Origin of the sequence: Paracoccus aerodenitrificans, assembly GCF_027913215.1 — a bacterium.
Lineage (GTDB): Bacteria > Pseudomonadota > Alphaproteobacteria > Rhodobacterales > Rhodobacteraceae > Paracoccus > Paracoccus aerodenitrificans.
This window is the reverse complement of sequence record NZ_CP115784.1, coordinates 2,974,224-2,987,573: the sequence shown is the minus strand read 5'-3', so window position 1 is coordinate 2,987,573 and position 13,350 is coordinate 2,974,224. Positions and strand designations below refer to the sequence as shown.

Sequence of the window (13,350 nt, the reverse complement as noted above, 5' to 3'; positions counted from 1 at the left end):
CCTATGCCACCCGGCAGATATTCAGGAGAGTATGTCATGGCCACGCAACCCGTTACCGATGCCCAGTTCGAGGCAGAGGTCGTAAATTCCGACACGCCCGTGATCGTCGACTTCTGGGCAGAATGGTGCGGCCCGTGCAAGCAGATCGGTCCCGCTCTGGAAGAGCTTTCCGACGAATATGCGGATAAGATCAAGATCGTTAAGGTGAATGTGGACGAAAACCCGGAAAGCCCGGCTTCGATGGGCGTACGCGGCATTCCGGCGCTGTTCATGTTCAAGGACGGCAAGGTTGTATCGAACAAGATCGGCGCTGCACCCAAGGCTGCGCTGAAGGCCTGGATTGACGAAAACGTCTGATCCGAGACTGTCTGAGAATGGATTGGGGGCGGCGGTCAGATTGGCCAGCCGCCCTTTCTCATGGCCTCAATGATGCGGTCCCCGGCAGAGGGGGCCGAGGCATCTATCGCCTGATCGCGAAGAAACCAGAGCAGATATTTCGCATAATACGCCTTGTGATGTGGGGCGCGTTGCAGGGCCTCGTCTGCACCCAGATCGCTGACTTTCAGGGCGATATGGTGGAAATCAATCTGGCCGAACAGGACCACCGGCCGGGCCAGAAGATAGGCATCGAAGGCGACCGAGCTGTTTTGCGTCGCGACAAATGACGTGCCCGGCAGCAATGCGCGGCTGTTGCTTCCGATGCAGAGATTGTCGTAACGGCGGATCAGCGCGTCGAGCGCCCGCTTTTCCTTGCCGCTGTAGTCACCCTTCGGATGTAATGTGACAATGCAACGCCTGCCCGTGGCGGCGACGGTTTCAACCATGTCGAGCGGGCTCATTGTCTGGAAGGAGCGCATTTCGGTCAGCCGTTCCTGAAGGGGAATCAGCACATGCTCGGGCGTGCCGGGTGACAGGTCGGGCATGATGCGCTGCCGCAATTTATGGATGAACTGCTTCGCCTCTGCCTGATCCGTCTGATCCGGTTCGAATATCGTTTGAGCGACCGGCCATCGCCAGCGTTGCGGGTCCTTTTCGATATGCCAGAACGGATAGTAATAAGTCCGGCGAAACAGCAAAACGCGGGAATGTGACGGACCGCTCATATGGTGAAGCGCATAGCTGCGGCGATCCGGGATGCGGTCGGTTTCGGCGGCAAATTCGACGGTCCAGCCACAGTCTTCCACCGCTTCCCTGATCCGGTTCGCAAAGTTGAAACGGCCCGCTTTTGCTTGCGAAAGCATGGACTCTTCAAGATGGATTCGCAAAGTTGTTTCAACCATATGCGCAAGCTAGGCTGCGCCGCATATGACCGCAATGGCTTGCGGGCCGGGCGGCGCACACCTATCTGCACTGCAACGAAGGAGAGTTTCATGGCGGATGATAAGTTCCCCGGCTGGCATGGCACCACGATTCTTGCGGTGAAGCGCGGTGGCAAGGTGGTTGTCGCAGGTGATGGGCAGGTCAGTGTCGGTCAGACGGTGATGAAAGGATCGGCCCGGAAAGTACGCAGATTATCGCCGGGCGGGCGTGACGTGGTTGTCGGATTTGCCGGTTCGACAGCCGATGCTTTCACCCTGCTGGAGCGGCTGGAGAAGAAACTGGAAGCCGCGCCCGGACGGCTTCAGCGGGCCTGTGTCGAACTGGCGAAGGACTGGCGCACCGATAAATATCTGCGCAATCTCGAAGCGATGCTGATCGTCACCGATGGTGCGCAGCTTTATGTCGTCACCGGCGCCGGCGATGTGCTTGAGCCGGAACATGACATCGCCGCAATCGGCTCGGGCGGGAATTTCGCCTTGGCGGCGGCGCGGGCTTTGCTTGAGACCGGGATGGATGCCGAAGAGATCGCCCGCAAGGCGATGGCAATCGCTGCGGATATCTGCGTGTACACCAATGGAAACCTTACCGTCGAAAAGCTGGATGCGTGATTCAGGGGGCGTTGCCCCCTGACCCCCAGGATATTTTCAGCCAGGATGAAAGAGAGAATATGACCGAACTGACTCCGCGTGAAATCGTCTCGGAACTGGACCGGTTTATTATCGGGCAGAAGGATGCCAAGCGGGCCGTTGCTGTGGCGCTGCGCAATCGCTGGCGGCGCAAGCAATTGCCGGATGATCTGCGCGATGAGGTCTATCCCAAGAACATCCTGATGATCGGCCCGACCGGCGTCGGCAAGACCGAGATCAGCCGCAGACTGGCCCGGCTGGCGCAGGCGCCGTTCATCAAGGTTGAAGCAACGAAATTTACCGAGGTCGGCTATGTCGGGCGCGATGTCGAACAGATCATCCGCGATCTGACCGATGCGGCCATGATCGATACGCGTGAGCGGATGCGCGAGGACGTGAAATCCCGCGCTCACAAGGCGGCTGAGGATCGGGTGATCGAGGTGCTTGCCGGTGAGGGTGCGCGGGACCAGACCCGGAATATGTTCCGCGACAAGCTGAAGCGGGGCGAGCTGGACGATACGGTGATCGAGGTCGAGATTCAGGATAACTCGAATCCTCTGGGCGGTCTGGATATTCCCGGTCAGGGCGGCATGGGAATGATGGACCTGTCGGGGCTGATGAAGGCTTTCGGCGGTCGGCGGGTGAAGCGGAAAGTGACCGTCGCGGAAAGCTATGAGTTGCTGATCGCTGAAGAGGCCGACAAGCTGCTGGATGACGAGGCGGTGAAGGCCGCCGCCTTGGAAGCGGTTCAGGAAAACGGCATCGTTTTCATCGATGAGATCGACAAGGTCTCGGCGCGGACCGATGCGCGTGGCAGCGATGTCAGCCGTGAAGGGGTGCAGCGTGATTTGCTGCCCTTGATCGAGGGTACGACGGTCAGCACGAAATATGGGCCGGTCAAGACCGATCATATCCTGTTTATTGCCTCTGGGGCGTTCCATGTCTCGAAACCCTCGGATCTGCTGCCCGAGCTTCAGGGCCGCCTGCCGATCCGGGTTGAGCTTCGTGCGCTGACGGAAGAGGATTTCGTGCGCATCCTGACCGAGACGGATAACGCCCTGACCCTGCAATATACTGCGCTGATGGGCACGGAAGGCGTCAGCGTCGAATTTGCCGAGGACGGGATATCCGCGTTGGCGCGGATCGCCGCCGAGGTGAATGACAGTGTTGAGAATATCGGTGCGCGGCGGCTCTATACGGTTGTCGAGCGGGTCTTCGAAGAGCTGTCTTTCTCGGCCCCTGACCGCAGCGGCGAAAAGCTGGTGGTCGATGCCGGTTTCGTCGAGAAGCATCTTGGCGATCTTTCGCGATCTGCCGATCTGTCGCGCTATGTGCTGTAAAATTGATATTTTTGCCTGCACGAAATTTTGAGCGATGGCAGGCGGAATAGGACGCGTTGCACGGAACCAGCGATGCAAAGCGTTCGTTATACTGGCAGCTTAGAGAAATTGATCTGATGCCGGAGTAGCGATGCAATTCAATATGTTCACGGGCCTGTTCGGCCTTATCATTTTTGCGCTGGATGTCTGGGCGATTGCGCAGATCATCAATTCGGGCGCAGAGAGGACCAGCAAGATTATCTGGGTTCTGGTTGTCGCCATCCTACCGGTGGTTGGGCTGATTGCGTGGTATTTTGCCGGGCCAAAGTCGAATATCGGGTAGATCTCAGGGCTTCGTTTCCGCAACCGTTTCCGGTGCTATGAGGCGGATTCGGCTGTCGGTAACGGGTTGTCTTCGATTTTCGGATGATGAGCTGTCTGGCTGGCGGAGGCCGGTGTAAAGCGCACCAGTCGCCGCCCCCCGGGTAAAGGCGATAATGACCAGTTCAGAATGCCGGTATCGCCGGGGCCGAACAGTACGCCCCGGCAGGCTGATACTGTGTCACTGGATGTCAGTTTCTGTTCCAGCTCTGCCAGCCCCGGTGCTTCTGACCAGTCTCCGCGCCATAATGTCAGCGCGGCGGAGAGATCCCGCGGCTCTTCGCGCCACAGGGTCAAATAAGACTGATTGGCGAGCAGGGCTTGGCCTAGGGCGTCGAACAGAATAAGTGCCTCATCAAGGGTGTTCATCACATCGTTGATTTTCTGAAGCTCTTCCCTGAGATCGCGGACCCGGCTGACTTCCGGGGTAATGTCTTCGAACAGCAACACGGCCGCGCCGCCCCCGTAGGGCCGACCGCTGACCCGATAGGTGCGGTCACCCGGAAGGGACCATTTCTCGGCAAAATAGCCCGAATCCTCGCCTGCTTCCAATGCAAGCAAGCCTTTGCGCCACTCGTTGTAATCACGACGCTCGGGCACCATTCTGCGATCGCGCAATTCGTCCAGAACAGAGCTGAGCGAGGGGCGGGCTGTCAGGAAGGGTGTGGGCAGGCCTGTCAGGTCCGACAGTGCCGGATTGAATAATTGCAGAATGCGCTGACGGTCGAACACCGCCAGTCCGATGGATAATTCCGCAAATGTGTTGGTCAGCGAGCGGAGGAATTCGCGATGGGTTTCCTCTGCCTGCACCTTCGCATCGGCATTGAGCGCATAGGTTATGGTGCCGTGAGTGGCGATGTGCTGATGACATTCATACCAGTTAACAGCGGCCTGCGAATCGAGCCCCGACGGTATTGCGTGGCGGCGCGTTCTGTCCGTCCCGGCTGTTCCGCCGAGGATATCCGGCAATGGCCATTTCGTGTGCTGTGGGTCCAGAGTCTCTGAAAGCGCGAGATATGGCGAATTGACCCAGGTTATTTCATTACTGGAATCGCGACGCGAAACCAGCATGGGGGCATTGTCGACGACTTCGCGAAGAAGACCCAGCTCATCCTCCATCGCCTTATAGGACAGCGCGTCGATCACAATCCCGGCCTCTGTGTTTTCGGGCTGCACCAATGTCAGCCGAATTGCGCCACTGATCGTTTTTTCCGCAGTCAGGCGAACCCCGGCGGTATCTTTCCCAGACAAGATCGCCCTGCCCTCTGCTGCAAGCATATTATCCAGCTCAGAAAGATCCGGAAAACACCGGGCCAGCCGGGTCTTGAGCGAGGTCAGCGTCGAACTCGCGCACCCGTCCAGAATGGCTTTGGCAGGTCTTGTTGCGTCGAGCAGTTTTTCGTTGTTGTAGAGGAAAATACAGGGCTCAAGCAGACCTTCGGTCAGCGAGGCTTTGACGTGACGATTTTCCAGCCCCCGAATTATAAACACACCCGCAAAGCAAGGTACTGCGGTACAAAAAAGCGCGACCGATATGGTTACAAGGTCATGCATTTGCCTGTGGAACTCCGACATTCCACATCAGGCTTGCTGAAAATAGTTAATAACCTGTTAATTCATTCAAGAAGATATGGGTTATCTTTCAGAGCCTTGCGGTCATCTGCAAGGATGCGGTGATCGGGCCAAGTGACCGTGATTTCGGCGCCTGTCCGGCCATTCCCGAAAGCAACCCTCGCTCCGCTTCCTTCCAGCAATGTCCGGGCAATAAACAGTCCCAGACCCATCCCCTCCTGCCCTGCCGGTTTGTCATCGCGCCGTGCGACGGGCAGAAAATCGTCAAGCTGGCTGAGTACATCCGCGGGAAATCCCGGCCCGTCATCGCGAATGGTGACCGATAACTGCCCGTCGAAAATGCTGGCGTCGATATCGACGTCCTGACGGGCATAATCCACGGCGTTCTGGATGATATTGCGCAGGCCGTGCAATATCCCCGGATCGCGCCTGACGATAAGCCCACCGACATCATCCGCAAGCGAGATCGAGACTTGCCGTGAGCGATCTGCATGGGGCGCGGCGGCCTCTTCTAGCAAGGTGCGCAGCGGAGCGGTTCGAAGCTGAAGGTCCTCTTTCCCTGCCCTGCCCATCGAGCGCATGATTTCCCGGCAGCGATCGGCGGACTGTGCAAGCGCCGTGACGTCCTCGTCCAGATCCTTGCGATCCGGAAGCGCCTCGGCCAGTTCATCGCGCAATTCGGTTGCGATCAGCTTGATCGTCCCAAGCGGTGTACCGAGTTCATGTGTCGCCGCCGCGATCACGCCGCCCAGATGTTGCAGCTTCTGTTCGCGTGCCAGGGCAAGCTGGGTCGCAAAAAGCGCATTGGCCGAGGCCGCAAGCTCATGCGAGACACGCCGCGCGTAGCCTGCAAAGAACACTACCCCGATCACGATTGCCGTCCAGTGCGCCAGAAGCAATGCGGGCGGCATGGTCAGATCGAGGGTCGCATGCTGCAGCGGGCTGGCACTTACGGCCGCGATTGAGATCATGATGATGGTCGTCAGCCCGACGATCAGAGTTTCGCGGGTCGGCAGAGCGGTCGCTGCAACCGTCACGGGTGCCAGCACCAGAAGCGCGAACGGGTTTGACAGACCGCCGGTCAACGCAATCAGAAGCGAGATCTGTATGAGGTCGAAGACAAGCTGCGCCGCTACGCCACGCCGGGTCAGGCGCTGCGGCATGAACGTCATCCACAGGTTCAGAAGCGCACTGCATATGACGACCGCAAGCGCGGCAGTGATTGAAAACCTGACGCCGATTATCCAGGCAACCGCGATGGCTCCGATCTGACCGCCCAATGCGACCCATCGCAGCAGTATCAGTGTACGCCTTCGGATCGGCTCTGCTCTGGGAACGAAATCAAAAAGCCGCGAGATTCCCGGAACGGGGCTGGTCGCCATGTCACCACCTGTTACGCACATGTCGCTACCGTTGATATCCGGGTCGGATTAAGCGATCAATGCGCTGCAATTTCGTGGGGATTAGTCATGACTGACAAGAAGCTTCTTATCGTCGGGGCGCTTGCCTCTGTCCTGTTGCTGGTTCTTGGCTGGCTGTGGCTGGGCCGCGCGGATAATGCAGCCACGCAAACTGCACTTGGTGATGGTCAGGACGCGTTTTCGCAATGCCGGGAGGGCGTCATTGCAGGCGGTGCCGGTTCGATTGGCGGGCCTTTTGAAATGACCGACGAAAACGGCAATCGCGTGACGGATGCCGATATTATCACAAAGCCGACGCTGATCTATTTCGGCTTCAGCTTCTGCCCGGATGTTTGCCCGCTGGATAACAGCCGGAATGCCGAGGCGCTTGATCTGCTGGAAGAAGACGGGATCGACGCTCAGGCGGTTTTCGTTACGGTCGATCCGAAACGCGATACGCCGGAAGTGATGAATGATTACACCGCCAATATGCATGAAAAGATGATCGGCCTCACAGGTTCCGAGGAAGATATCGCGGCAATGGCGAAAACCTGGCGTGTCGCTTATATCGTGAATGACGATGGCAGTGACGATTATACCGTTTCGCATACGACGCAGACTTATCTGTCTTTGCCCGAAGCAGGATTCGTTGAGTTCTTCAATCGCGACATAAGCGCCGAAGAAATGGCCGAGCGGGTCGGTTGCTTCGTGAATGCGTCCTGATCTCGGAGGCTGCACGAAGATTTGATCCCGCCCCGCTTTTTGTTTAGGGATATATGTCTGTTTCGCGGCGGAGATACCGATGTCTGAAGAGTATGATTTTGAAATTGGCAGAGATGCTTCGCTGCTTGTTGTCGATGATGACGAGATTTTTGCAAACAGGCTTGGCCGCGCGATGGAAAAGCGGGGATTTCAGCCGAAGATCTCTTTTTCTGTGGCTGATGCCCTGATCTCTCTCAGATCGTCACCGCCCGCCTATGCTGTGGTCGATCTGCGTCTGGAGGATGGGAACGGGCTGGATATTGTTGATGCGCTTCATGATCTTCGCCCTGATGCGCGGGTTGTCGTGCTGACGGGCTATGGCGCCATCGCAACCGCAGTCGCTGCCGTGAAGATGGGAGCGACGGATTATCTGGCAAAGCCGGCTGATGCCAACGATATCGCTGCGGCTCTGCTGGAAAAAAACGAAGTTCTGCCGTCTCCGCCGGAAAATCCGATGTCTGCTGACAGGGTTAAATGGGAACATATTCAACGCGTTTATGAACAATGCGACCGAAATGTAAGCGAAACGGCAAGGCGGCTTCATATGCATCGGCGTACACTTCAGCGGATTTTGGCCAAAAGAAGTCCGAAATAGGAATAAGCCTATTTTAAATTGACATTTATGCCTATTTAATTTTATTGGATAGTTTCTGACTTAATTGGAGTGATCGATGATCGATCTGGAAAACTTATCGCTTAAAGAACTTCGAGACCTACGCACCCAAGTTGACCGTTCAATCAATGGATATGAAGAGCGGAAGCGCCGCGAAGCTTTGGCAGCCGTTGAAGAAGCGGCAAAAGAGCATGGCTTTTCGCTGAATGAGCTGACAGGCGGCAAAAAGGGGCGTCGTAGTTCCAAGGTATCGGCGAAATATGCGAATCCCAATGATCCGACCCAGACCTGGACTGGCCGCGGACGGCGCCCGCTTTGGGTGCAGGATGCGCTGAACAATGGCAAATCGCTGGAAGATCTGGCGATCTGATCTATTCTAAAGGGTCCACATTATTAGTGAGCCCTTTATGTAATTTAAACTTACGTTACGTTAATTAATCGCTCGAAACGCGCTAAATAAGCTTTTCTGGACTCTGTCGGCGGCCGCAAGTTTATCCGAAGCCCATCACAGTACCCGGGCTTCGGAACCTTAAATATTGTCCGCGCCTCACTTTCCGAAAATCCTGCAATTTCTATTGCTTCCAACCAGGCTGAAATATAATCTGCCTGTTTTATGAGCTGTTTAATTTTCGTTGGTAATTTCACCGGCAAACCGAAGCGTCGATGAACCGCTTCCGCAATACGCAGATCCATCTCTTCATATTCCTGCCCCAACGCCCCTTTTACGGGCGAAATCATGTCGCCCAGAACATATTCCGGGGCATCATGCAGCAGGGCCGCCAATTGCCAGCGTGGTTCCGTATCAGGGTTCAGCTTTGTAAATGCCTGTTCGACCAGCAATGAGTGCTCGGCGACGGAATAGGGCCAATCGCCGCGCGTCTGGCCGTTCCAGCGGGCGACGAAGGACAGACCGTGGGCAATATCCTCGATCTCGATATCGACCGGGGTAGGATCGAGCAGATCGAGCCTGCGCCCTGACAGCATCCGCTGCCAGGCGCGCATCTGTCGTTTCGGCATGGATCAGGAAACGGGGGCGTTCGCGGGCCGCTCGGCCTGGGCGCGGCGTGCGATCTCCTGCCGGTACAATGCAACGAAATCCACCGGGTCCAGATTCACCGGCGGGAAGCCGCCGTCGCGGGTGGTGTCGCTGATGATGCGGCGGATGAAGGGAAACAGCATGCGCGGGCATTCGATCATCAGGAAAGGATGAAGCTGTTCCTCGGGAACGCCCGCGACGTGGAATACTCCGCCATAATCCAGCTCGCACAGAAACAGGTTCGAATCGTCATTGCTGTTCTTCGACGAGACACGGAATTTCGCGATGACCTCATACTGGTTCTCGACGCTGCGCTTGCGGGCATCGAGGCTGACCTGAACCGCGATTTCCGGCTTGACGTCCGAACCGTTCAGACCTTTTTGCGCCACGATGTTTTCGAAGGAAAGATCGCGCACGAACTGGGCGAGGATCTGCATGCGCGGCGGCTGCGGCGTATCGCTGCCATTATTCGCGTTGTCAGCGGCGGCGTTCTGGTTTTCGTCGGTCATCTGTCTCGTCCTTTCAGGATGGCTTGGCGGTGTTTCTAGCACCCGTTGACGCCTGTCTCAACGGCGAGTGTCCCAACGGGGCCGCCCGCAATCTCAGTCCGGACGCGTCCAGCCAGAAGGCTTTCGCGGCCCGGAGTTACGCTTCGTCGCGCTGCGGTCTCCGGGCGGCAGTTCGATATCGTCGCGTGACGTATAGGGATCGTCCTGAACGACATAGTCACCGTCAATCGTCGCCTCTTCGCGTCCGGGCCAGCCGTGGCGCGGCTGTTTTCCGTCGTCGAAGCCGAAACCGCTGCGCGTGACGGTCATCCGCCGTCCGGCCAGCCGCATGATCCAGTCGCGAACCGCCGGGATTAGCAGCAGCAGGCCGACTGTATCGGTGAAGAACCCCGGAGTCAGCATCAGCGCACCGGAAAACAGAATCATCGCGCCATGCGCCAGAGGCCGTGTCGGATCGCGCATACTGCGAAAGGAATCCTGCAGATCCGCCAAAGCCCGCCTGCCCTGACTGCGGATCAGCATCATGCCGACCACAGCCGATAAAAGCACCAGCCCGATGGTCGGCCAAAGCCCGATCAGGCCACCGACCTGGATAAACAGGGCAATCTCGATGATCGGGATCAGGATAAACAGGATCAGTATCGGCATCTTTCTCCTCGGCTCCGGGGGAAACTGGACTTGGCCCGGTTGCGTCACTACATAAGAACCCACGGTGGAAATACCAGCCACCGCGACGTGCTGCTAAGGATGGACAATGTCAAACCCGGTGATTCAGCTGATAGTTCTGGCCGCGATCGCGGTGTTCCTGATATTGCGCCTGCGCGGCGTTCTGGGAACGCGCGACGGATTCGAGCCGTCCCGGGTCGAACAGGACCAAGCCGAGCGGGATTTTCGCGTGGTCGAGGATGATGCCAGTGGCGATGACAGCGATCTGACCGATCATGTCGACCCTGAAAGCCCGGCATATGCTGCCCTTGTCGCGATGAAGCAGGTCGAGCCGTCCTTTTCGCTTGGAGAGTTCCTGTCCGGCGCAAAGCAGGCCTATGAGATGATCCTTGTTGCCTTCGAAAACGGCAATCTCGACGATGTCCGCGCTTTCCTTGCGCCCGATGTGGCCGAGGCGTTTGACGGTGCGATTGCGATGCGTGACCGCTCTGGCCGGACGGTCGAGGTGGATTTTCTGGGCACGCGCGAAACCTCGCTTGCCGCGGCCGAGTTCGATACGGACAGCAATATCGCCGAGCTTTCGGTTCGCTTCGTCGGTGAGATGATCGTGGCGACGCGTGACGCAGACGGACAGGTTGTCGAGGGTGACGCGAAAAAGCCCCGCAAGCAGCGTGATACCTGGACATTTGAGCGTGAAATGGGTGCGGCTGACCCGAATTGGCGGCTTGTCGCAACCGGTGCCTGATGGCCCGCAAACGCGGCTTGTCGCCTGAAGATACGGATCTGTGGCGGCGGGCGATGCGTAATACCACGCCTCTCCACCCGGAGCGGCGCGGCGATACGGCGCTGAACGGCACTTCGCAGAAACCCTCCGAAAAGGCGAAACCGTCAGAGCCTCCGCAACCTGCGGAGGGTTTTCCACTGCCGCCGGAAATTCGTCTGGGCAGTCGGGCCGGAAATACGCCGAAGCTGAATGCGACATCGGCAAGGCCCGACACGCCGGGGGCAGGGCAGCTTCGCATGGACCGCAAGCTGCATAAGCAGATGTCAAAGGGTAAACTTAGGCCCGAAGCCAGGCTTGATCTGCACGGTATGACACTGGCCGAAGCCGACCCCGAGCTGACCGCGTTCATCCTGTCATGCCATGCAAACGGGCTGCGGCTTGTGCTTGTGATTACCGGCAAGGGCAGGGGTAGGGACCCCGGCCCACTGCCAACCCGGCCCGGCGCATTGCGTCATCATGTACCCTACTGGCTGCACCGACCGCATTTGTCGCGGGTCGTGCAGCAGGTCACTACCGCGCATCTCCGACATGGCGGCGAGGGCGCGTATTACGTCTATTTGCGGCGCTGAGGCTTTTTCTTCGGCGGCAATGTCTGCGTGAGCCGGACCGCGCGGGCGACAGGTGGTCTTGGATATTCGACCAGTTTGCCGCCGGGCCGAACTATAGCGTGGGCTTCATGTCAGGAGGTGATTTTCACGTTCGAAGTCAGACAATCATATGCCTCTGCCGGGTCAATCCCACGGCCACGACCATCCATCGAGATCTTAACCTGCAAGATGCGTAGCATGTCAGCAAAATCGATGCTGGTGAACTGCGAAGCCTGATCGATGTAGAATATTTCCGGCGGACTATGTTTATGCGGCGGCTCCTCTAGTGCCGAGGATGAAACTGGAGGCATCGGACAAAAAACCCACTCCTTTCCTGGGTGAGTGGGGCTCGATATAGGCCGTCTCTGCCTCGACGGCACAGCTTGCTCGTTTCTAAAAAGACGGACGGCTCTGCCTTTCTGCACAATGTTACCCGCATGGCGCGGGCAGGACATCTCAAAATGCAGCGGCTTCGGCGGCGATCTGGGCCTTCGATTTTCGGCCACGCTCAGTCGCGGATTTCAGTTGCCCGCAAGCCGCCATGATATCTTCGCCGCGCGGCGTCCGGATCGGGCTGGCATAGCCCGCCTTATAGATAATATCGGCGAAGCTCTCGATCCGCTTCCAGCTTGAGCGGCGATACGGCGCACCCGGCCATTCGTTGAACGGAATCAGGTTAATCTTGGCGGGGATGCCGCGGATCAGCCGGACCAGACGGTGCGCATCTTCGTCGCTGTCATTGACGCCATCGAGCATCACATATTCAAAGGTGATGCGCTCCGAGTTCGAGAGCCTCGGATAATCGCGCAGGGCATCCAGAAGTGCCTCGATATTCCAGCGCCGGTTGATCGGCACCAGCTTGTCGCGGACTTCATCCGTTGTCGCGTGGAAGCTGACGGCGAGCTGACACCCGATTTCCTCGGCGGTCCGCGCGATTTCGGGGACGACGCCGGATGTGGACAGGGTGATGCGACGACGGCTCAGCGACAGGCCCTCATTATCCATGACCACACGCATGGCGTCGCGCACCGCTTCGAAATTATAAAGCGGCTCTCCCATGCCCATCAGCACCATATTGGAAACCAGCCGCGTTTCGTCCTTCGGCTTGCCCGGCTCGGGCCACTCGCCCAGATCGTCGCGTGCCAGCATCAACTGTCCGACGATTTCGCCCGGGGTCAGGTTGCGGACAAGCTTCTGCGTGCCGGTGTGACAGAAGGAACATGTCAGCGTACACCCGACCTGAGACGAAACGCACAGCGTCCCGCGACCGTCCTCGGGAATATAGACCGCCTCGACCTCATGCCCGCCGGCAAGGCGCAGCAGGTATTTGCGCGTACCATCCTCGGAAATCTGGCGCGAGACGATCTCGGGCACAGAGATATCGAACTTCTCTGCCAGCCCGGCGCGGTATTCCTTCGCGAGATTTGTCATCTGGGCGAAATCGCGCACGCCCCAGTGATAGACCCACTGCCAGATCTGACCGACCCGCATTTTCGCCTGCCGCTCGGGCGTTCCGGCGGCGATCAGCGCCTCGCGAAGCTGATCGCGGGTCAGGCCGACAATATTGATCCGCCCGGCATCGGGCAGTTTGCGAGGTATTGTCAGCACGTCTTGCGTGATCGGAGAGCTCATGGTGGCAGATTCCCTGAGAAGGTGACACACATATTGAAAAAGCGTCCGCCGATCAAGGCAGGAGCTGTTTCTTTGGGTTTGAGAACGCCGTTAGGCTCCAGACCCATTGATTTCGGGCTGTTTGCGTGATTCAGGCTCTGCAA

16 protein-coding genes are annotated in these 13,350 nt (G+C 58.0%); 9 read left to right on the top strand and 7 right to left on the bottom strand.

Annotated features, from left to right (window positions below; all coding sequences use genetic code 11):
• Positions 1–36 precede the first annotated feature (36 nt).
• The gene (gene trxA / locus PAE61_RS16005; RefSeq protein WP_271113340.1) at positions 37–357 is read left to right on the top strand and encodes a thioredoxin; all 321 of its coding nucleotides are present in this window, start codon (positions 37–39) and stop codon (positions 355–357) included.
• A gap of 35 nt (positions 358–392) precedes the next feature.
• Here the strand turns inward: trxA and PAE61_RS16000 are convergent, their stop codons facing one another.
• Complete coding sequence (locus PAE61_RS16000) at positions 393–1,241, bottom strand: hypothetical protein (RefSeq protein WP_271113339.1); 849 nt, start codon at positions 1,239–1,241, stop codon at positions 393–395.
• A 129-nt stretch (positions 1,242–1,370) separates the two neighbouring features.
• Here PAE61_RS16000 and hslV point away from each other — a divergent pair, with 129 nt between their 5' ends.
• From hslV to PAE61_RS15985, 3 genes are all read left to right on the top strand, one after another.
• Entirely contained in the window at positions 1,371–1,928 is a 558-nt protein-coding gene (gene hslV / locus PAE61_RS15995; RefSeq protein ID WP_271113338.1) for an ATP-dependent protease subunit HslV, read from the top strand.
• A gap of 59 nt (positions 1,929–1,987) precedes the next feature.
• On the top strand, positions 1,988–3,286 hold the full coding sequence (gene hslU / locus PAE61_RS15990; protein ID WP_271113337.1) for an ATP-dependent protease ATPase subunit HslU: 1,299 nt from the start codon (positions 1,988–1,990) through the stop codon (positions 3,284–3,286).
• A gap of 130 nt (positions 3,287–3,416) precedes the next feature.
• Complete coding sequence (locus PAE61_RS15985; RefSeq protein ID WP_271113336.1) at positions 3,417–3,608, top strand: PLD nuclease N-terminal domain-containing protein; 192 nt, start codon at positions 3,417–3,419, stop codon at positions 3,606–3,608.
• Between the two features lie 35 nt (positions 3,609–3,643).
• On the opposite strand, the gene PAE61_RS15980 is transcribed toward PAE61_RS15985, so the two are convergent.
• Complete coding sequence (locus PAE61_RS15980) at positions 3,644–5,137, bottom strand: PAS-domain containing protein (protein ID WP_271113335.1); 1,494 nt, start codon at positions 5,135–5,137, stop codon at positions 3,644–3,646.
• Positions 5,138–5,262: 125 nt separating this feature from the next.
• Positions 5,263–6,600 carry an ActS/PrrB/RegB family redox-sensitive histidine kinase gene (locus PAE61_RS15975; protein ID WP_271113334.1) on the bottom strand — a complete coding sequence of 446 codons (1,338 nt, stop codon included), beginning with the start codon at positions 6,598–6,600 and terminating at the stop codon, positions 5,263–5,265.
• A gap of 87 nt (positions 6,601–6,687) precedes the next feature.
• Here PAE61_RS15975 and PAE61_RS15970 point away from each other — a divergent pair, with 87 nt between their 5' ends.
• The 3 genes from PAE61_RS15970 (at position 6,688) to PAE61_RS15960 (ending at position 8,363) form a co-directional block, all read left to right on the top strand.
• Positions 6,688–7,341, top strand: coding sequence for an SCO family protein (locus PAE61_RS15970; RefSeq protein ID WP_271113333.1), 654 nt, complete (start codon positions 6,688–6,690; stop codon positions 7,339–7,341).
• 79 nt (positions 7,342–7,420) lie between these two features.
• Positions 7,421–7,975 carry an ActR/PrrA/RegA family redox response regulator transcription factor gene (locus PAE61_RS15965; protein ID WP_271113332.1) on the top strand — a complete coding sequence of 185 codons (555 nt, stop codon included), beginning with the start codon at positions 7,421–7,423 and terminating at the stop codon, positions 7,973–7,975.
• A gap of 76 nt (positions 7,976–8,051) precedes the next feature.
• On the top strand, positions 8,052–8,363 hold the full coding sequence (locus tag PAE61_RS15960) for an H-NS histone family protein (RefSeq protein ID WP_271113331.1): 312 nt from the start codon (positions 8,052–8,054) through the stop codon (positions 8,361–8,363).
• 50 nt (positions 8,364–8,413) lie between these two features.
• Here PAE61_RS15960 and PAE61_RS15955 read toward each other — a convergent pair whose 3' ends face one another.
• From PAE61_RS15955 to PAE61_RS15945, 3 genes are all read right to left on the bottom strand, one after another.
• Complete coding sequence (locus tag PAE61_RS15955; RefSeq protein WP_271113330.1) at positions 8,414–9,010, bottom strand: HD family hydrolase; 597 nt, start codon at positions 9,008–9,010, stop codon at positions 8,414–8,416.
• A gap of 3 nt (positions 9,011–9,013) precedes the next feature.
• Positions 9,014–9,538 (bottom strand): protein-export chaperone SecB, encoded by a 525-nt coding sequence (gene secB, locus PAE61_RS15950; protein WP_271113329.1) that lies wholly within the window; start codon positions 9,536–9,538, stop codon positions 9,014–9,016.
• A 93-nt stretch (positions 9,539–9,631) separates the two neighbouring features.
• Positions 9,632–10,186 carry an FxsA family protein gene (locus tag PAE61_RS15945; RefSeq protein WP_271113328.1) on the bottom strand — a complete coding sequence of 185 codons (555 nt, stop codon included), beginning with the start codon at positions 10,184–10,186 and terminating at the stop codon, positions 9,632–9,634.
• Between the two features lie 106 nt (positions 10,187–10,292).
• Here PAE61_RS15945 and PAE61_RS15940 point away from each other — a divergent pair, with 106 nt between their 5' ends.
• Both PAE61_RS15940 and PAE61_RS15935 read left to right on the top strand, forming a co-directional pair.
• Positions 10,293–10,949: a Tim44/TimA family putative adaptor protein gene (locus PAE61_RS15940; RefSeq protein WP_271113327.1), complete on the top strand. Its 657-nt coding sequence runs from the start codon at positions 10,293–10,295 to the stop codon at positions 10,947–10,949.
• Positions 10,949–11,557, top strand: a complete 609-nt coding sequence (locus PAE61_RS15935; RefSeq protein WP_271113326.1) for a Smr/MutS family protein — start codon at positions 10,949–10,951, stop codon at positions 11,555–11,557. The genes PAE61_RS15940 and PAE61_RS15935 overlap by 1 nt, the downstream gene beginning before the upstream one ends.
• Positions 11,558–12,031: 474 nt before the next feature.
• Here PAE61_RS15935 and rlmN read toward each other — a convergent pair whose 3' ends face one another.
• Complete coding sequence (gene rlmN, locus PAE61_RS15925) at positions 12,032–13,207, bottom strand: dual-specificity RNA methyltransferase RlmN (RefSeq protein ID WP_271113325.1); 1,176 nt, start codon at positions 13,205–13,207, stop codon at positions 12,032–12,034.
• Positions 13,208–13,350 lie beyond the last annotated feature (143 nt).